This window comes from Paraburkholderia dinghuensis (assembly GCF_003837865.1).
In the GTDB taxonomy this organism is placed as follows: Bacteria; Pseudomonadota; Gammaproteobacteria; order Burkholderiales; family Burkholderiaceae; genus Paraburkholderia; species Paraburkholderia dinghuensis.
The window spans coordinates 25,527-44,053 of sequence record NZ_RQIS01000007.1 but is presented as its reverse complement, the minus strand read 5'-3'; the positions used below and the strand labels follow the sequence as shown (position 1 = coordinate 44,053).

16 protein-coding genes and 1 pseudogene are annotated in these 18,527 nt (G+C 57.7%); all 17 read right to left on the bottom strand.

Translation table 11 applies throughout. From position 1 onward, the window contains the following. Nucleotides 1–49: 49 nt before the first annotated feature. The 17 genes and pseudogenes from dmpG to D1Y85_RS10995 all read right to left on the bottom strand — a co-directional run bounded on the left by dmpG (nt 50) and on the right by D1Y85_RS10995 (nt 18,524). Nucleotides 50–1,072 carry a 4-hydroxy-2-oxovalerate aldolase gene (dmpG, locus tag D1Y85_RS11075; protein ID WP_124151100.1) on the bottom strand — a complete coding sequence of 341 codons (1,023 nt, stop codon included), beginning with the start codon at nt 1,070–1,072 and terminating at the stop codon, nt 50–52. A 13-nt stretch (nt 1,073–1,085) separates the two neighbouring features. Then, the gene (locus tag D1Y85_RS11070; RefSeq protein WP_124151099.1) at nt 1,086–2,024 is read right to left on the bottom strand and encodes an acetaldehyde dehydrogenase (acetylating); all 939 of its coding nucleotides are present in this window, start codon (nt 2,022–2,024) and stop codon (nt 1,086–1,088) included. 5 nt (nt 2,025–2,029) lie between these two features. Then, complete coding sequence (gene mhpD, locus D1Y85_RS11065) at nt 2,030–2,815, bottom strand: 2-keto-4-pentenoate hydratase (RefSeq protein ID WP_124151098.1); 786 nt, start codon at nt 2,813–2,815, stop codon at nt 2,030–2,032. Between the two features lie 11 nt (nt 2,816–2,826). Beyond that, nucleotides 2,827–3,771 (bottom strand): 3-carboxyethylcatechol 2,3-dioxygenase, encoded by a 945-nt coding sequence (locus tag D1Y85_RS11060; RefSeq protein ID WP_124151097.1) that lies wholly within the window; start codon nt 3,769–3,771, stop codon nt 2,827–2,829. Between the two features lie 9 nt (nt 3,772–3,780). Further along, nucleotides 3,781–4,206 carry a lipocalin-like domain-containing protein gene (locus D1Y85_RS11055; protein WP_124151096.1) on the bottom strand — a complete coding sequence of 142 codons (426 nt, stop codon included), beginning with the start codon at nt 4,204–4,206 and terminating at the stop codon, nt 3,781–3,783. A gap of 18 nt (nt 4,207–4,224) precedes the next feature. Beyond that, a complete protein-coding gene (locus D1Y85_RS11050; RefSeq protein WP_124151095.1) occupies nt 4,225–5,055 on the bottom strand; it encodes an alpha/beta fold hydrolase in 831 nt (276 codons plus the stop codon). Between the two features lie 2 nt (nt 5,056–5,057). After that, the gene (locus D1Y85_RS11045; RefSeq protein WP_124151094.1) at nt 5,058–6,029 is read right to left on the bottom strand and encodes a VOC family protein; all 972 of its coding nucleotides are present in this window, start codon (nt 6,027–6,029) and stop codon (nt 5,058–5,060) included. 92 nt (nt 6,030–6,121) lie between these two features. Next, a complete protein-coding gene (iaaH, locus tag D1Y85_RS11040) occupies nt 6,122–7,570 on the bottom strand; it encodes an indoleacetamide hydrolase (RefSeq protein ID WP_124151093.1) in 1,449 nt (482 codons plus the stop codon). A 41-nt stretch (nt 7,571–7,611) separates the two neighbouring features. Then, a complete protein-coding gene (locus D1Y85_RS11035) occupies nt 7,612–8,940 on the bottom strand; it encodes a M20 family metallopeptidase (protein ID WP_124151092.1) in 1,329 nt (442 codons plus the stop codon). 10 nt (nt 8,941–8,950) lie between these two features. Further along, nucleotides 8,951–9,976 (bottom strand): FAD-binding oxidoreductase, encoded by a 1,026-nt coding sequence (locus D1Y85_RS11030; protein WP_124151091.1) that lies wholly within the window; start codon nt 9,974–9,976, stop codon nt 8,951–8,953. 35 nt (nt 9,977–10,011) lie between these two features. Then, the gene (locus D1Y85_RS11025; RefSeq protein WP_124151090.1) at nt 10,012–11,418 is read right to left on the bottom strand and encodes an amidase; all 1,407 of its coding nucleotides are present in this window, start codon (nt 11,416–11,418) and stop codon (nt 10,012–10,014) included. Nucleotides 11,419–11,593: 175 nt separating this feature from the next. Then, on the bottom strand, nt 11,594–12,964 hold the full coding sequence (locus tag D1Y85_RS11020; protein WP_124151089.1) for a Rieske 2Fe-2S domain-containing protein: 1,371 nt from the start codon (nt 12,962–12,964) through the stop codon (nt 11,594–11,596). Nucleotides 12,965–13,312: 348 nt separating this feature from the next. Further along, nucleotides 13,313–13,555 (bottom strand): annotated as a pseudogene (locus tag D1Y85_RS11015) (transposase); the annotation flags it as partial. A 403-nt stretch (nt 13,556–13,958) separates the two neighbouring features. Then, on the bottom strand, nt 13,959–14,948 hold the full coding sequence (locus D1Y85_RS11010; protein ID WP_124151088.1) for an AraC family transcriptional regulator: 990 nt from the start codon (nt 14,946–14,948) through the stop codon (nt 13,959–13,961). A gap of 199 nt (nt 14,949–15,147) precedes the next feature. Continuing rightward, nucleotides 15,148–15,528 (bottom strand): hypothetical protein, encoded by a 381-nt coding sequence (locus D1Y85_RS11005; RefSeq protein WP_185218953.1) that lies wholly within the window; start codon nt 15,526–15,528, stop codon nt 15,148–15,150. Between the two features lie 973 nt (nt 15,529–16,501). Further along, nucleotides 16,502–18,037 carry a methyl-accepting chemotaxis protein gene (locus D1Y85_RS11000; RefSeq protein ID WP_124151086.1) on the bottom strand — a complete coding sequence of 512 codons (1,536 nt, stop codon included), beginning with the start codon at nt 18,035–18,037 and terminating at the stop codon, nt 16,502–16,504. A 70-nt stretch (nt 18,038–18,107) separates the two neighbouring features. After that, the gene (locus D1Y85_RS10995) at nt 18,108–18,524 is read right to left on the bottom strand and encodes a PaaI family thioesterase (RefSeq protein ID WP_124151085.1); all 417 of its coding nucleotides are present in this window, start codon (nt 18,522–18,524) and stop codon (nt 18,108–18,110) included. Nucleotides 18,525–18,527: the final 3 nt, after the last annotated feature.

Below are 18,527 nucleotides of genomic sequence, written 5' to 3'. Positions count from 1 at the left end.
TACTTTGGAGGGAGTCGCCTCCTGCAGCGAAGCCTGAGCGTCACCGTTTTTAATTTTTCACTTTGAGCAAATCCAAAGCCACGTCCACGATCATGTCCTCCTGACCGCCGACCATACGACGCTTGCCCAGCTCGACCAGGATATCGACCGTGCTCAAGCCGTACTTTGCAGCCGCGACTTCCGAGTGGCGCAGGAACGACGAGTAGACACCTGCGTAACCCAGAGCAAGGGTCTCGCGGTCCACGCGCACCGGACGATCCTGAAGGGGGCGCACGATATCGTCTGCCGCATCCATCAGCGTGTAGAGATCCGTGCCGTGATTCCAGCCCATGCGTTCGGCGGCGGCAATGAACACTTCGAGCGGGGCGTTACCCGCACCGGCACCCATACCCGCCAGCGACGCATCGATACGATCGCAGCCTTCTTCCACTGCAACGATGGAGTTGGCAACGCCCAGCGACAGGTTGTGGTGAGCATGCATACCCGTTTGCGTTTCGGGTTTCAATACAGCCTTAACGGCACGGAACCGATCCCGCACATCATTCATCGACAGTGCGCCACCGGAGTCGACAATGTAAATCGTGGTAGCGCCGTAGCTTTCCATCAGCTTCGCTTGCTGGGCCAGTGCTTCCGGCGTCGTCATATGCGACATCATGAGGAAACCCACGGTATCCATACCGAGTTCACGCGCGTACTCGATATGCTGTTTGCTCACATCCGCTTCCGTGCAGTGCGTAGCGACACGAACCACACGTGCCCCAGCGTTATATGCCGCCTTCAGATCATGAATGGTGCCAATGCCGGGGAGCAGCAGCGTGGCGATCTTCGAGTACGTGACGACATCGGCTACCGCTTCGATCCACTCCAGATCGGAGTGAGCACCGAAGCCGTAATTGAAGCTCGAACCTTGCAGGCCGTCGCCGTGTGCAACTTCAATCGAATCCACCTTTGCCTTGTCCAGCGCACGTGCGATGTCCTGCACGTTCTGGATCGAGTACTGATGGCGAACGGCGTGCGAGCCGTCGCGCAGCGTCACGTCGGAGATGTAGAGTTTCTTGCCTTGATTGCTCATTTGCGATGGCTCCTTACGCGTTCATCATGGATTGAGCCATGCGCTCTGCAGTACGCATACCTGCACTGGTCATGATGTCCAGGTTGCCGGCATAGGCGGGCAGATAGTGTGCGGCGCCTTCCACTTCGAGGAATACCGACGTCTTCAATCCGCTCAACTTGCCCAACCCCGGAACGTTCAACGGTGCCTCGGGACTGATCACGTCGAACTGCACTTTCTGTTTCAGACGATAGCCCGGGACGTACGAATTCACGGCCTTGACCATTTCTTCAATGGAGGCCTCTACAACTGCCTGATCTGCGAGCTCCGACAGGGTATAAACCGTGTCGCGCATAATGACCGGGGGTTCGGCCGGGTTCAGAACGATGATGGCCTTACCCTTCGATGCACCGCCCACGACTTCGATAGCCTTCGACGTGGTCTCCGTGAACTCGTCGATGTTCGCCCGGGTACCGGGGCCAGCCGACTTGCTGGAGATCGAGGCAATGATTTCGCCGTAGTGAACCTTGGCGACCCGGGAAACCGCAGCCACCATCGGGATCGTGGCCTGACCACCACACGTCACCATGTTGACGTTAAGTGCATCGACGTTTGCCTCGCCGTTCACCACGGGAATACAGTACGGACCGATTGCCGCCGGCGTCAGGTCGATCATCCGGATACCAGGCTTCAAGGCGCGCAGAAACGCGTCGTTCTTCACGTGAGCACCCGCCGAAGTCGCATCGAATACGAAATCGATATCGGCGAACACCGGCAGACGAGTCAGTCCTTCGACGCCTTCATGGGTGGTGGCAACGCCCAGACGATCCGCGCGAGCCAGACCATCCGACTTCGGATCGATACCGACCATCGCACCCATCTCCAGGTACTTGCTGTTGCGCATCACCTTGATCATCAGGTCGGTGCCGATGTTGCCCGAACCGATGATTGCTACTTTGAGTTTCTTTGTCATATTCTTTACTCGATGAAAGTTGCGCGAACGCTGCCCAGACCTTCGATCACTGCGGTGTAAGTACCCGGTTTGGTGACTGCAACCATGGGACCCAATGCGCCGGTCAATACCACGTCACCAGCACGCAGCGGCGTACCCAGTGCGGCCATACGATCAGCCAGCCATATTGCAGCGTTCAGCGGATTGCCGAGGCATGCAGCACCGCTTCCCGTGGATAGAACCTGACCGACCGATTCGAGCCGCATTGCGCAACCGGTGAGATCGATTTGCGACAGCGGTATCGGACGCGAGCCCAACACGAAAGCCGCAGAACTAGCGTTGTCCGCAACGGTATCCACGAACTTGATGTCCCAATTCTGAATTCGGCTGTCCACGACTTCCAGCGCGGCCACTGCGTAGTCCGTGGCGCCGATCAGATCGGCAAACGTATGGCGCTCGTGCGTCAGATCACGATTGAGCACCAGTGCGATTTCGGCCTCGACTTTTGGCTGAATCAATTTCGACAGCGGGATCGGCTGCGAGTCGCCGTACGTCATGGAGGCGAACAGCGCACCGAAGTCCGGCTGATCGACACCCAACTGCTTCTGCACCGCCAGCGATGTCAAGCCGATCTTGCGACCCACGATTCGCTCGCCCTGAGCGACCCGCGCATCCACGTTGATCTGCTGCACCGCATAGGCAGACTGCATGTCATCCAATGCGATTTCACCGCGCACTGGCGCGATAACCTGGCGGCTGGCTTCGGCTTCCTTAAGGCGGGCCGCAATTGCCTTCAGTCTCTCTTGTTGCATCCGTGCGCTCCTTAGGCGTTAGGCGATGCGTGCATGCACGCAAATCCCGCGATCCATTCAGGAATGGCGCGATAAAAATCGATCTCTGCGGTGTAATCGCCGAACGCAGACAGCGCGGCAAAGGCCGCAACCCAGGTGCGGATCTCGTGTGCACTCTTGCCTGCGTCCCTCGATACATCGTCATTACTCAACCGGTCAACGGCCAGCAAATCGTTTTGCATCATCTTCAGGAATGCCATATCCCACTCAGGATTCAGCGCCCGCATGTTCGGGGCCTCTCCTGCTGTGAACGCCTTGGCTGCGTTGATCACCCGCTCCTGTCTGGCATCCCGGGCCTCAGGGCTGAGATTGCGCCCGGTGTAAATCAGGCGATCAGAAATTTCCTGAGTAGCGCCCTTCAACTCGGGAATCGGTGGTTCATGCGATATGCCACCCGAACCCAGGATCAGCACGCGTTTGCCGGTCGACTTCAGAAACTCGCCAATGGCCTGCCCCATCATGCGGGACCGTCGAAGCGTCGACATCGGTGGAGCCACCGAATTGATGAACACCGGAATAACTGGGTAGTTATCGAGTCCACCGGTGACTTCTTCCAGGGCTTGAGCTGCGCCGTGATCCACCGACATACGATAGGAAATCGCCATATCGATATCGCGGCTCAGCACATACTCGACCATTGCCCGAGCTTCTTCTGCCGGAACGGGAAGCGTCCCCGCCAGGCTCTTGTAGTCGCCAATGGCCTCGGCCCTCGCGCCAACACAGAAGCTGGGCATCAACTCATAGAAAAATCCGTTGTAGTGATCGGGAGCAAACACGACCACCAGCTCAGGATCGAAGGCACGAACACGTTCCCGCGAGGCTGCATTGACCCGGGCAACTTCGGCCACCACTTCGGGCTTAGGGTCGAAATACCCATGCAAAGGCGTATGGGACAGGCACTCAAGAATAGCTGGCATACGTGTGCCTTAAACGCGTCTGAACGTCAGACGGGCAACGCGGGCTTCCGACGTCCCTGCTTCCAGCTTGTGCGTGGTCAACGACAACTGATCGCCGTCGAGTTCTGCATAGCGCTTCTGTTCACCGCCTACCCAGTTCGGAAACAGGCAATGCTTGACCTTGTGTGTCACTACGTTGCCTTCGACGTTCCAGTCACCGGCATACGTCAGATAAGTGTTGTAGGCGCCGGCCTTTTCCGCGTCCGACGCGTTCCATTGGCCCCCGGTCGTAAAGTTCGCTCGATCCTTCCTGGTGATGGCACAGAACATGCCGTTCGGACCGTACTCCATGAACCCTTCCAGTTCCCGGCCCATCGGATAGGTGACGCGACCATCGTCGAAGATCTGTTCCCACGCGAGGATTTGCCAGCGGCCCTTAACGTCGAGATTTTCCATACTGTTTCTGGCGCCCCGTTAGTTGCCGATCAGAAAATTCGAAACCAGCTGCGAAAACTGCTCAGCCTTTTCAATTTGTACCCAGTGGCCGCACTCGCCGTACGTGTGCAGTTCAGCATGGGGAAGCAGACGAACCATGCGCTCCGACCATTCGACCGGAATCACCTGATCGTTCAGGCCGTGGATGAGTAACGTCTTGTTCGTGATCCCCTTCAAGTCGGATTCCGCAAGGGCCAGCATCTCCACGCCGTTTTGCCTCGGCGCCGGAAACAGACGGGCGAATCGCTCTTGTACGTCGGCACGAATCGAGGCTTCGTAGCGCATGCGAATCAGGTCTTCGGTAATGATCGAGTGGTCGTAGGCGAACACTTCCATCAATCCCTTCATGGCTTCCAGGCTCGGCGTATAGCCCCACACTTTCTCAAGCCCTTCGCTGATTGGAGCATTGATACCCGCCGCACCCATCAGAACCAGACGATTCACACGCTCCGGGTGCGCCTTGGCCAGTGCCAATGCGATGGCACCGCCAAAGCTATTGCCCACCACTGACACCCGGTCGATTTTCAGTGCATCGAGCAGGGAAATCAGCGACTGCACCCACGTGGCAGGCGTGAGCACCGCATCGGGGGAGCACTTCGTATAGCCAAACCCCAGCATATCCGGAGCGACGACCCGTGCTTTCTGGCTCAGCGTGGGAATGATGCCGCGCCAGTTAGCCCATGCGGTAACGCCAGGACCTGAACCGTGAATCAACAGAATCGGTTCGCCGTGACCTTGATCGTGATAGTTCAGCGTGAACTCACCCAGTTCAATCTGATTCGCAATCTCGGGGCTTACAGTGGCATTCATCTTCAATCCTTCGTATTTTGTTTCAGCTGCGTTTGATTCTCGGGGAGAACGACGGGCGCTCGCATACCTTCGGCTGCCAGATCCCTCAGAATTTGTCGTGCTTCTTCGCGCTTGTGATCGGGAAGCCATGTCCGATCATGGCCCCACAAGCTCATGCCCTTCAGTTCTTCGACTTCCCAGTCCGGTCCCACGGTGCGAGTGGCCCAGCCGAGTTCGAACATCCAGCCATCAGGATTCTTCAGATAGAACGAGGTCGCGTGATCGTTGATATGGCGACCCAAAGTGACACCGATGGAATCCGGATTCGGCAACGCGATGTCGTAGGCCCTGCCCACGTCATCGAAGTCGTTGTATTCCAGCATCAGGTGATAGATCTTTGCTGGCTGCCCCGTATGAGCAATGCCAATCGTGTGATGTCTGGGATTGCAGTGCAGGAACTCGACCTTGAACGGCTTGTACGTGTAATCGGTGAGCTTCATGCCCAACACGTTGCGATAAAGATTCGAAATCGCTTCGAAGTGCCCGGTAATCAATGCCACATGGCCGAGGCCCATTTTGCCGGTGCGGAATCCACCGATAGGACGACCGGGTTTGAATTCAGTCGATGCATCCTTCAAGCCATGGGCGATTTCCAGCCTGAGACCATCGTTGTCCACGAAGTGCACCATGTCCTGCACACCACGAAATTCGATTTCCTCAGCGGTACCCGGCGTGGTTTTGTACCCCGCGGCTTCAAGTGCCATCGTGCAGGCCGCCATGGTCGGAGCATCCGGCACTTCGAAGCCCATGCCCATCGTCGACTCCCCGCTGGTTGCAGTGACGACGAATCGCTGGATCTTTTCGTCCGCACGAATGCGCATGGTCTTGCCAGCTTCGAGTACTTCGACCTGCATGCCGATGTGGTTTGTCACCTGATCGATCCATGCCTGCATATGCGGTGTCTGCACCACGATGTAACTCAGCGCGTTAATCATCTCTGTTCAATCCCAATAGAAGCAACTCACAGGTCCGTCACGGGGCCGGGATGTGCTCGGGCACCGCAATCAACTCCATCGACAGAAATTCATCAGGGTCGCGAAATGCAGCCCAAAATGCTTTCCAGCAAAATCCCGATGGCCAGGAGGCGTCGATCCGAATTCGTGGGGCCATCGAATTCCATTCCGACGGGAAGTCCTGAACTCGAACCCTTGCCCACGGGCAGATTCAATCCGGGGAGCCCCGCACTGGCCATCGGCTCAGTGTTTTGAATGAGGCGACGGAAGTTCTCTTCCTCGTAAATGCTGTCATCAGCTGCGGGTGCCACGCAGGCGGTCGTGGGGAACATCAGCGCATCCAGCTGATGTTGCTCGAACAGTTCGACGTAGCGAGAGCGCAAGGCATCTCGTCCGCCGCCTGCCTTTTGTGCCTGTTCGTACATTGGGGCAACATCCGCGAGTTCGCCTTGTGCATTCGGGAACCTCCCGGGCAGCACCCAGTTTTCGTAAATCCACTTTACGTCTGGGCTATCGATGTTCTTCGCCAGCGTTTCAATGGTCATCGTGTGACCATTCTCTTTCAGGTATTCCTCCATGCTGGATCGCGACTCGCCAACCACGGCCTGGAAGCCAACGGCGTTGTTCAGCTCCATCAATCCCGTACGCCCCAGATCAACGAAGGTCACACCCAGCTGAGTGAGTTTTGTAACGACCGATCCCGCTACCTCACGCGTATCCTGATCGAGGTTTTCCCAGAACTCAGCGGGGAGCCCCAACCGCAGTTCACTGAGTTTGACGGAGGGCATTGCGTAGTCGTCGGTGATTACGCCGTCAAGCAACGCTACGTCGTTCATATTCAATGCCATGGGGCCGACCGTATCCCGGGTCCTGGCGATCGGAATCACACCCAGACCCGAGTAGCGTCCCCATGTCGGACGCAGCGATGCCACGCCGTTCAAGGCCGGGGGAATACGCATCGAACCACCCGTATCGGTACCCAGGGCGCCTAGCGCCATACGAGCGCCCAAAGCCGCAGCCGAACCCGAGGATGAGCCACCGGCAATCTTCGACTGGTCGTATGCGTTACGAACGCCACGACCCACACCGGTATTGAATGCCCCGTTATAGCCCGTAGCGCCATAGGCCAGTTCGTGCATGTTCGTCTTGCCCAACACGATGGCCCCGGCTTCACGCAGTTTGCGCAATGTCGGCGCGTCCGCAGCAGGAACGAACTTCTCGAAAGCGGGACTACCCGCAGTGCAGCGAAGACCCGCGCTATGAATGTTGTCCTTCACGACGATTGGGATACCGCTCAAAGGCCCCATGGGCTTCCCCATCTTCCGGGCCTGATCTACCGCTGCAGCCGCCTTCAGCGCACCTTCGGCGTCGACGGTAACGAACGCATTCAGGTCTTTACCTGAGTCAATGCGTTCCAGACATGCCGACACCAATTGCGTGCTTGTCATCGAACCGTCGTGAAAAGCCCGTGCGGCGTCTGCCATCGTTAAATCGACGAACGGCTGATCCTTGTCGTTCTTCATCTCTTGTCTCCGTTCTCGTTTTCTGGCTCAGGATTACGCACTTACAGACCAAGCTCACTTCGATCGCGCGTAAGCGTATCGACCACTGCGTACAGAATCTTTTCAGCGCAGGGCATGAGATCTGGCACGTAGGTGGCCCCCATACCACCCAACCCTTCAGCGACCGGCATCGGAGCGCCAGTAGCTGGCCACGGCCAACCGATGCGCGCAGTCGGCACACCGTAGCGACGGAGCGCTGCGCCATCAGTCTGGCCAGCCAGATAATCAGGCGTACCGTGCGGACGACCTTCTATATGCTCCCAACCGCGCTTGGCCGACTGGATGATCCAGTTGTCCGGATCGGTGGTACCGCCAGGGACCGAGCCGTACATTTCCCAATCGAGTTCGAGTTCGGGCTTGCGAGCTTTCAGATCGGCAATGAACGCTGCGAACTGCGCCTTGACATCAGCGGGGCTGACTCGCGGATTGACGCGCACGTCGAAGAAGATGTCGGTTACAGCCGAAGGGAACGCAGGCCTTTCCATCTGGCCACCGCGCACCCCTGCAATCCAGCCATGCGGGGCGATGACGCCCGAGGTATTGCGCTTCGTGTACTCGGGGAGCCAGGCCTGCAATTCCTGAATCACCGTAGCTGCGGGAACCACGGACGACCGGAAGCCCGGAACATCATGGGGAATGCCTGCGTAGCCCATGGTGCCGCGCACGCGAATCTTGAACCAGGCCATGCCCGGCTCTTCGTGGTAAACCCAGTTCCACGGCTTCATGATGATCGCGAAATCGGGATACATTCCACGATTCAGCAATCCCAGCACGCCGTTGGACATACCCGAATGGCGCTCTTTGATATCGACAGGCATGCCGCCATCCGCCATACCCAGCAGGAGATTGCCCTTCAACGGGATACCCGCTTCGAGCAGTGCCGTGCACACCTCGGTATGCGTAGCGATCATGCCCTTGGGATTCGAAGCCCCGAGGCCAAATACCCAGTCGTCGACTTGCTGTGCGTAGGGCTGCACATCCGCCTCCTGCCCCTCACCAGAAAGAATCTCTTCCTCCTTCGTGCGATCCAGGTGCGTGTCGAGCGGAGCGTAGAGGAGCAACGATGCGCCGCCACCCGAACCGCGATATTCCCCCATCACGGAACGACTGATCGGCGACAGATCATGAGTCTTCGTTTCGAGGCCGACCGTTTCCATGTGACGCTGCATGTAATCTGCAGCATCACGCGTTGCCCCCGTAGGACTATGGATATTCGTCAACTCGAACAGCAGTTTTTGCAGACGCTTCGGGTTCAGCCTGGCTTTCGCTTTCTCATACCATTCGGTCTGCTGAGCTGAAAACGGCACTTGTTTCGTAGGGTTGAATTCCATCTTCGCTTCCTTAGTTCGACGCGACAAACTGCTCTGCGAAAATCAATTCCGGTTTCATTCCCAATTCAATCAATCGCGTCGTTGCTGCGTCGATCATCGGCTGGGGGCCGCACAGGTAGGCCACGGTATTGGGGTCCGTAACGTCCTCCTCCTTGAGTGCCGAGACCGGGGAACCTTGATGCAGGCCTTCCGTGGCATTACGGTCAACGCAGACGCGGGTCCTCAGCGTGGGCAACCAATGCTGCCGCAACTCGATGTCCTCCAGACCGAAAAGCGCTTCCGGAACCGCACAGCCGAAACTGAGCAGCATCGGCGGCTTTTTACCCCCCGCCTGCCGGAGACTATCGATCATGGACATGATGGGGGCCAGTCCCGTGCCGCCGGCAACGAAGATGTGTGGGCTACGCTTGTGTTCTTCGCGAAGGAAGAATGCACCGTACGGACCCTTCAGCTTCAGCACTTCGTCAACCTGCGCCTGATTTTCGAGGTACGTGGACATCGCGCCGTTGGGCAGCAGACGGACCAGGAATTCCATCTTGGGCAGCGTCAGCGACGTAGACGACGGCGAGTACGAACGAAGAACGCCCAATCCCGGCACCGTGATCTGCATGAACTGACCGGGGCGGAATTCAAGCCAATTGCCTTCAGCCAGTTCCACCGTCAGCCGCATGACGTTCGAACCGATGCGCTCGATAGAGTCGATAAAAACGCTGACCTCTTGTGCAACGCTCGATCCCACTTCGCTGCTGTATGCGACCTGGAACGTGCAATCGGAATCGGCCTTGGTAACGCACAGCAAACGGTTGCCTTCCGCAAACTCCGAAGCCAGCAGCGTCGAACTCGCGCCGGCAATGTTCGTGGCCTCGCCTTCTGCGAGCTTGCACGTGCAGGAGGCACAGGCACCGGCCCGGCATTGATACAGCACGGGCACTTCGGCCCTGATAGCAGCATCAAGAATGTTTTCGCCCGGTTCAGCGGCAAAGGTATGGCTGACACCATCAGCGAAATTAACAGTGATCTGGTGGGCTTGGGTCATGACTAAATCCAGAAATAAAACGTATTCAAAAACAATCAAGCCAATCCAGGGGGGACCTGACGATGCCAATCACTGTGGCTCTGCAGTACCATGCCTACCATACATAGCAGGTCATCTTGATACTTGCGGCCGATTAGTTGCCCTCCGATGGGCAATCCAGGTTCTGTAAATCCGATGGGTACCGACAACGCTGGATGACCCGAGGCGTTAAACGGCGACGTAAATTGAATCAGCCTTCGATTAGCTTCCGGGTCGGAAGCGAGGCCCGCCAACTGTTCGTAAGTCGGAGCCGCATACGGTTGTACCGGAGCCAATACGATGTCCACGTCGGCGAATACGGCGTCCATCTCTCGCGTGAACTGTCTGGCATCGCGAATGATTCGCTCGTAGTCGACGGCCTTGAGTTCGCGTCCCTGATCAATCAACCGGGCCAGTGCGGGACCGTATTCACCGGCTTTGGCGGGGTACGTCGCCTCATGAGCAACAGCCGTTTGAACCCCGCAGTGAAGCTCCCAGTTGGAACTGGTTTTGCGTGTATCCGGCACCTTGATGCTCTTGATCGTCCCGCCTGCTTCGGCAAGGATGACCTTCACCTGTTGAATCGCGCGCTGGATCACTGGATCGACGCCATCCGAAATCCACGACTCATCCATGCCAATTCGCAATCCCTTAAAGCCCTTCAGGAAATCAGCGAATCGTTGCTCGTCGATGGTGGCGAGCAACCGTTGTGTATCGTGGCCCCCGATAACCGCAAGAAGAAGAAGCACATCGCGGGCAGAGCGAGCCATGGGACCCACGTGATCCAGCGACGCAGCCAGCTCCATCGCACCGTGACGGCTGATAGTCCCGTAGGTGGTTTTTAATCCAGTCAGATTGTTAGCTGCACTAGGGAAGCGCACCGAACCACCTGTGTCCGACCCAATCGTGCCATAGCACAACCGAGCCGCGGTAGCGACGCCGCAACCCGACGATGAAGCGCCGCACCAATGCGCGCCCCCCCACGGATTGACGGGATCAGGGATCGTCGGATGGTGGATGGCAAATGCGCCTTCCGTCATTTGAAGCTTACCCAGCATTACCGACCCTGCATCTTGCAGGCGCTGCACAACCGTCGCGTTTTCCGCAGGCACGCGCTGTGCGTGAATCGGCATACCGCCTGCGCTAACGACGCCCTGGGTATCGAACAGATCTTTAACTGCGAGCGGAATGCCGTGCAGGGGACTTCTGACGCTCCCGGCTTGCAGCTCTTTCGATGCCTGCTGCGCTTGCTGCATCGCTACTTCCGGAGTCACGCGCGCGTAGCTTTTCAAATCCGTATCCAGCGCTTCTATGCGGGCCAGTTGTGCCTTCGTGACTTCAATCGGGCTGACTTCGCCATTGCGAATCAGCAGCGAAAGATCATAGATTTCGAGGTTATGCAGTTCGCCTGGAATGCTGCTCATTACGGATTAGAAGGCTAAAGATAGTTAAGTCAGGTCCAGGCCCTGACGCACGCAGAAATGTGGATGAAGACCAGGGATGGAGTGAACTTCACTCCATCCTCATCACCGGGCGTCAGGGGTGCTACGAGGACCGCTTTGTTAGGGGTTCGAGAGTCGAACCCCAGTCAATACACGCTTAGAACCAGACCTGATTCACGAAGTAGGAGGGGCGCTTGCCGTCAGCCGTGTCCTTGAAGCGTGTGCTGTGGGTCTTCACCGAGCCGTATGTGCCCTTGCCCGGCTTCGCGATGCCACGATTGTGGCGCGAGGCCAGCTTGCGCCACGTGACAGGCGAAATATCGGTAGACACCAGCTGCTCGTCGTCCCAGCCCGTGCCGTCAGCGTAGAAGTGCTGCATGGCTTCGCGAGCGTAGAGATCGCAATCATTGAACCCGTGCAAGCAGAGTTCCTTGTAAACGCGATCGAAACGGTACTTGAACTTTTTGCGATCTTCCTCGGTCGGGCAGACGCGGACCAGCACTTCCCAGTACTCGTGCGTGTCGTCCGTGATCGGAACGTACCACTCGTACTGAACGACGTGCTCTTCCGGCCAGTTTTCGACCATGAGGACGCCGGGGAGAACCACCGACGTACGGTAGAAGCGACCTTTCAGGTTGTCGATCTTGAGGCCCAGTTCCTTGTTCTCGAGGACTGGCATCCACTTGTCAGTGAACAGCCATTGCATCATGCCCTTCGGACCCGTTTCGTCCTCGATGACTTGAATGCAGTCGTCCGCGACCGGCAGAATGCCCAGCGGGAGCACCCAGTCGTTCACGTGAACAATCGAGTTATCCTTGTGAACCAGGATGTGTGCGTTGTCGAAACCGTTTTCGCACGCGATACGCCAGTTGCCGAATCCCGTACGGTGCATACCGTGCGCAACGGCACCCTCGTCGAGGATCGACGGAGCTGCAGGCCACAGCGGGTGCGGGAAACGCTCGGAGTTTTCCGGGAAGCGGAACGGGAGGTCGTCCGACAACGGGGGAACGTCTTCGAGCGGGAAGTCGTCTTCACGCACGAAGACGAAGATCATGCCCGCGACTTCTTCAACCGGATAAGTCGTGATACCGGTCGTGCCGATCAACTTGTCTTCCGGATTGGCGACGATGGTGCTGAGCTTGCCGTCGTCCAGATTGAACGTGAAGCCGTGGTACCAGCACGTGATCGTTTCTTTATTGAAGCACATCGGCTTTTCGGACAGGCGAATGCCGCGGTGCACGCACTGATCCTTGACGGCGAAAACCTTGCCGTCGACGCGACGCAGCGCGATGGGAACGCCTGCGATCTGAATGCCCTTCACACTCGGGATGATATCTTCATCACCGCCTTCGCCGTCGACAACTTCCACGAGTTCCTTGCTGAACATCGCCGGGTACCAGTGGTTGATGAAGCCCCATGCCGCGTCCTTGTAGGGCTGATATTGCGATTGCGACTTTGCATCGTTGTAACGATTGTCGCTGATCGAATGTTGAACAACGCGACGACGAACAGCCGGCTGATCGGACATCTATGTGTCTCCTGGATATCTAGGGGGCGTGTGTTGAACACACTTTATTACCGGTACGGTTTTGCACCGGATCTTTTGCGGACCCGGTAAAGAGTGACCGCAAGGAAATACTATTTCCTCACCCAGATTCAGACACTCCAATGACTACGCGATCTATCCCGTCCGTGCATTCAACATACATTTCCAGGGTTTATCCTGATAAGAGAAAACGGGGCTTCTGCGAGGCGTTGTTGCGCAAATAGAACGCAAAGGCAAAGTGAACATTCTGTTTTCGATCTCAGGCGATACGGCGGACAGCGGGTGCGCGAGCGACATCGTGCGGTTGAACACGCCCGCACTAATCTATATGCAGATCCGACCGGCGTTCACGTCCACCTCGATATGGACCTTGCGCAAGGTACGGCGCCTGGACCAGCCGCGCTTGCCTACCTTCCACGCACCCTCGACGCAGACCGTCAGGCCAGTGCTGTCGAGCACGAGGTGCATGGATTCATTCGGACGTTGCGCTGGAAGCGCGACCTTGAGGGTCTGCGCGCGACGGCTCAAGGTCGTGCAGTTCGGCACCGGCAGTTCAGCGAGCGCCAGCTTGTTGGCGTCCCCGCGGATATTCCCGCCAAAGAGCAGGAATATCCGCAGAGTGCGTCGAAGTTAACAGCAATTCAAGCCGGCGACCGGGTCGGCGTCTGCAGAGAACCGTTGCGATTCAAGGATCAGGATATAGAGCCGGACGGGCAGTGCCCTGATGACCGACAAGCCCATGGTGCAATGGTAGTCAGCCCGCTTGTCAGCATGGTCCGGGAATCGTCGGCGACAGGGGTGATCGACGCAAGCCGCATCCTGTTCTGCGCATCGAGTCAATAGCGACGCTTCCCACTGGATTGCAGTCCGCCCACGATGACGAGGCAGGCGAAACGCAAGCGCGAGGACAGTCCCGAGGTATTTCCGGATGCAGCGGGGACCGATATTGGCAGTTGCAGTCAGTGGGTTTATCGACTTAGCGGGCCAGGGTTTCACCCGGACTCTCGCCAAACCAACGTTTGTAGTCAGTGGTGAAGTGCCCTAGATGGGAAAACCCCCACTGGTACGCTACTGCTGTAACTGTTGTGTTTTTGGCATCAGACTTCAACAACTGCTCCCGCACCCTATTGAGTCTGATGCTCTTTAACAGGTGCATGGGTGATGTGTTTCTATACTTACGGAATCCTGTGTATAACGAACTGGTACTAACTCCCACGTGCTCCGCAATGCTCCCTACGGTAATCGACTCATGCGCCCGCTCTTCGATGAAAAGTTCTGCTTTCCTGATAAACGACGGGGTTATGGAACGAGAGCGATCTTCATTCAGTGCCGAGCTATGATTGCTTGCCTGGCTGATGAGCAACAGCGAGCCAATCATGTGCTCGATTTGTGCCGTCAACAAAGGCGATGGCGATTGAGTTCCCCCCAGGTAGTCAAACAACCATTGCATGGTGGAAGCCCACCGCCTGCCGGATTCGGAATCCAGTGGCATAGCAGTTTCAAATTCCACCTTCGTCTGCGCACCGTTACCGAGAAGCTGCCCACACAAACGTTCCACCAAATCGCGATCAATACGGAGAATCAATTTCTCAGTACCCGTCCTGTGATTGATTTCGTGTTGTTGCCTGGCATTGAGTACCGAACCGACAGTGGGCGACGAGTTGATAGTCTCGTTGCCATGGGTGATGCGCTCACCACCACTCAGCGGCACTTGCACTAGATAGAAATCATCGAACGTATCAGGTCGGATTGTGACTTCGCCACCGTAAGTCATTCGTCCGATGCCGATGGAGCCATACTTCCGATATAGCAGGCGTGCATTCAGCTCGCTGCGAACGTCAATGTGTCGAAGTTCGTTTTCGCAAAACGTACGCACCCCCCATTGCCGGGCTTGCTCTATGTCACGTGTCTGAAACAGCTCGGCAGCAAGTAAAGGGTCGGATTCGTCATTGGATTCAGCTTGCAACTCAGGTCCTCTCTTTGTGTCACCTATTTCACAGTTCAGAAATGTCCGACCAGAAGCTGGACTGAAATGTTAGCCAGTATTGCATTCCGACCAACAATCAAACCATGCATTTCCCCAATCAACAATGCGGAATAGTCCTGATCAATTGCGCTGACGGAAGTCCGCTGCTTACGCAAGGCGAACTATGGAAAGTTACCCGTCAATATCTCAGGCAACTCACAGAAGCGCACGTGTGGGCAGCGTCCACAGGTAGATCGGACGGCTTTGCCAGGTCCAATTCGAGGACGTGACTCGTCGCCGTCAGATACGCTCGATGGGGATAGACCACGCCCCTGGGATTGCCAGTCGTACCTGACTTGTAGTCGAACGCGATGGTGTCCCCCTTATCGAGGGCAAGCAGATACTGGAAATTCGCATCGCCATGGGCGATCAGGTCGCCACAGCTCTGAGCCTCGGCTACGACCTGCGCGACGGATGCGTACTCGGTATCGATGTCCAGTGCGCGAACCAAAAAGTCCACAGCTGTCAGCGGGGTGTAATTGGCATTGCGGAGCCGCATACCGTCTTCGTACATGTGCATTCGCACCGCCTCCATCTTTTCGACCGCTCTATTTTAGTGCCTGATCACCACTTGATCGAGATCAAGATCGTTCCGCGCAGACTATTCCACCGTCCTTTAGTGAACTATCCAATTCGTGCATCAACTATCCCAATTCTGCAAGAAACGGCACTGTAACGTTGCCGAACTGGTCGAGCAAGATTGCGTCATGAAAAAAGTAAAATCGCTTTCCCTGTACGTCACGGCTGCATCGCTTAGGGCCCGACCAACGCCAGCAGCCGCGCGGCGTCGCCGCCTTCCTGCCAACCAAGCGTTAGCTCAAACCACCTGACATAAACGGTCTTGTCGCGATACTGACGAAAGAGTACGTTTTATCCTACGCGCGCAGGATTTTTTATATACGCAACGAGTCGAATTGCGGCGCGGCTGTTCGCGCCATGCCATCGCCCTGCATCCGCCCCTTCCTGATCACAGGCATCACTTCGATATTTGAGTTCGAGGGTCGTCACAACCGGTCTCCTGTAGTTGTTGTCTCGTCAACCTGCTTTGCAGAAGAAGAACGAATTAAACCCGATGCAAATCAGGTTGCATCCAATCGCGTTGCCGCGCACGCGTGGCGCGTGCCGGATAGCTTTGTCTCCAGGCTGGCTGGCGATTCCAGATGGTTCCAGGAAGGTGCGTCGTCGGCCGAAATTTTTTTCGGCGATGTGCATGGAATGCACACGGCGACGAATAGTCTGTTTGCCACACGGTAGAACCGCGCTGAAAGGGCCGGAAGAACATCGCGATGCCCACGAGTTGACGAACCGGCAGTCCGTCAAAACTCGCGTGGCGAAGGGTGTTGCATTGCGCTATGGGGCGGATGTCCGTCGAAACGGCTAAACGGCCAAACGTCAATCGAGAGATGCGCGCACGCGTTGCGGCGCTGGAATCGGGCAACATTTCGCGTCGCCCTGACTTCTGAGAACGATATTTACACTGCAGTCACGCGGCTCTACGTTCGCCACCCTGCCAAAGCCACGCGCAGGCTGGCTGCCTGATCGCGCAGCGAGTGCGCAGCCGCGGCGGCCTCCTCGACGAGCGCCGCGTTCTGCTGCGTAACCTGATCCATCTCGCCGATCGCGCGGCTTACCTGTTCGATACCCGCGCTCTGCTCCTGCGACGCGCTGCTGATTTCCTCTAGGATGGCGTGCACGCGTGTGACCGACTGCACGATGTCGCCCATCGTCGCGCCCGCATTCGACACCTGCCCGGCACCGATTTCCACGGCGTGTGTGGATGCGCCGATCAGATCCCGGATATCGCGCGCCGCCGCCGCCGAGCGCTGTGCGAGGCTGCGCACCTCCGCTGCGACCACGGCGAAGCCGCGTCCGGTCTCGCCCGCGCGCGCCGCCTCGACCGCAGCATTCAGCGCGAGAATATTGGTCTGAAACGCAATGCCGTCGATCACGCCGACGATATTGGCGATCTCGCGCGAGCGGCTCGTGATGTCACCCATGGTCAGCACGACGCCATCGACGGCCTCGCTGCCGCGCCGTGCCACGTCGGCGGCTTCGCTCGCAAGGCGCGCTGCGTGTCCGGCACTGTCGGCATTACGCTTCACGTTGGCCGTCATTTCTTCCATGCTTGACGCCGTCTGCACCAGTGCCGCCGCCTGCTTTTCGGTGCGGCTGGAGAGATCCGTATTGCCCGCCGCGATTTCCCCGGCACCTACGTTTATGTTCTCCGCACTCGCCTGCACGCGCGCAACGGTCTGGACGATCCCGTCACGCATGGTGGAAAGCGCCAGCATCAGGCTGGGCCGCCCGGCGCTGCGCACGGGAACGCTTTCCACGAGATCGCCTTGCGACATGCGCGACGCCGCCGCTACAGCGACCTCCATTTCACCGCCCAATGCCTGCAAGACGCTGCGCACCACCAACGCCATCACCAGCGTGCAGCTGCCGCCGAGCAACGCGGTGACGACGAACCAGATCAGCAGGTCTTCATGGAACTGGTGGTCGATGTCGTCCATGTACATACCGGTTGCGATGTACCAGTCCCACGGCTCGAAATGCACGACGAAGTTAGTCTTGAGCGCCTGAATATCGCTGTTCGGCTTGCGGCCCACGTAGTCCGCGAAGCCGCCGCCGGGCTCGTTGCCTGCTGCCACGAGTTTCGGAAAGAGCGGCTGCCCGGCGCCGTCCATCATGTGGCTCACGTCCTTGCCGACCATTTGCGGCAAAAACGGATTCATCACGATCACGAGATGCGAATCGATGATCCCGATGTAGCCGCCCTGGCCGTAGCGCAATTCTGCGAGCGCCGCGAGCGCCGCTTTGCGCGCCTCGGCGTCGTTCAGAGCGCCCTGCTGCGCGAGATTGTAGTAGTGCGTGGTGAGCGTCTGTGCCTGCTGAACGAGCGTCTTCAACTGTTCATGGCGGTCGGCGAGCATGGTTGAGCGCGTTTTCCACGCGCCGAACCCGCCGATTGCCCCGAGGCCAATCCACAGCACGACGATCATCGAAAGGAGTTTTCGGTTTAACGTCATTTTTTCTTTTTTAAGGCTGACGAAAATACTTCGGAAGATGTCCCGGCGCTTTGCAGTGCGCGCGCGGGCCTCAGCGTGCGACGATCATGCACACCGCCGTTGCCGTTGCGAGAAGGCGGTCGTCTTGCCACAGCTCGCCGTTGACGTTGCAGACGCCACGCCCGCGGCGTACTAGCGTTGCGCGGCCAGTCAGCGTTCCGGGCTTCGCGGGCCGAAGGAACGATGTGCTCAGATTCAGCGTCGCACAATGCTCGCCAACGGCTAGCGTCGAAGTGACGAGCGTTGCCGTCACATCGTCGAGCATCGCGCAGAGCATGCCCCCCTGTATCTGACCCGCGGGATTCAGAAACGCCGGCGTGCCCACGTACCGCGCTTCGAGCGTGTCCTCGCTCAGCGACACAAACGTGGCACCGAGCGTCGTCGTGATGGGCGGCGCGCCGTTTTCACCGTACAGGCGCGCGAGTGTCGGCTTTTCGCTGGTCTCCACCTA

Bases quoted from the DNA above. Each gene is read 5' to 3' on its own strand.
- dmpG (WP_124151100.1), bottom strand. From the start codon at position 1,072: ATGAGCAATCAAGGCAAGAAACTCTACATCTCCGACGTGACGCTGCGC.
- D1Y85_RS11070 (WP_124151099.1), bottom strand. From the start codon at position 2,024: ATGACAAAGAAACTCAAAGTAGCAATCATCGGTTCGGGCAACATCGGC.
- mhpD (WP_124151098.1), bottom strand. From the start codon at position 2,815: ATGCAACAAGAGAGACTGAAGGCAATTGCGGCCCGCCTTAAGGAAGCC.
- D1Y85_RS11060 (WP_124151097.1), bottom strand. From the start codon at position 3,771: ATGCCAGCTATTCTTGAGTGCCTGTCCCATACGCCTTTGCATGGGTAT.
- D1Y85_RS11055 (WP_124151096.1), bottom strand. From the start codon at position 4,206: ATGGAAAATCTCGACGTTAAGGGCCGCTGGCAAATCCTCGCGTGGGAA.
- D1Y85_RS11050 (WP_124151095.1), bottom strand. From the start codon at position 5,055: ATGAATGCCACTGTAAGCCCCGAGATTGCGAATCAGATTGAACTGGGT.
- D1Y85_RS11045 (WP_124151094.1), bottom strand. From the start codon at position 6,029: ATGATTAACGCGCTGAGTTACATCGTGGTGCAGACACCGCATATGCAG.
- iaaH (WP_124151093.1), bottom strand. From the start codon at position 7,570: ATGAAGAACGACAAGGATCAGCCGTTCGTCGATTTAACGATGGCAGAC.
- D1Y85_RS11035 (WP_124151092.1), bottom strand. From the start codon at position 8,940: ATGGAATTCAACCCTACGAAACAAGTGCCGTTTTCAGCTCAGCAGACC.
- D1Y85_RS11030 (WP_124151091.1), bottom strand. From the start codon at position 9,976: ATGACCCAAGCCCACCAGATCACTGTTAATTTCGCTGATGGTGTCAGC.
- D1Y85_RS11025 (WP_124151090.1), bottom strand. From the start codon at position 11,418: ATGAGCAGCATTCCAGGCGAACTGCATAACCTCGAAATCTATGATCTT.
- D1Y85_RS11020 (WP_124151089.1), bottom strand. From the start codon at position 12,964: ATGTCCGATCAGCCGGCTGTTCGTCGTCGCGTTGTTCAACATTCGATC.
- D1Y85_RS11005 (WP_185218953.1), bottom strand. From the start codon at position 15,528: ATGCACATGTACGAAGACGGTATGCGGCTCCGCAATGCCAATTACACC.
- D1Y85_RS11000 (WP_124151086.1), bottom strand. From the start codon at position 18,037: ATGACGTTAAACCGAAAACTCCTTTCGATGATCGTCGTGCTGTGGATT.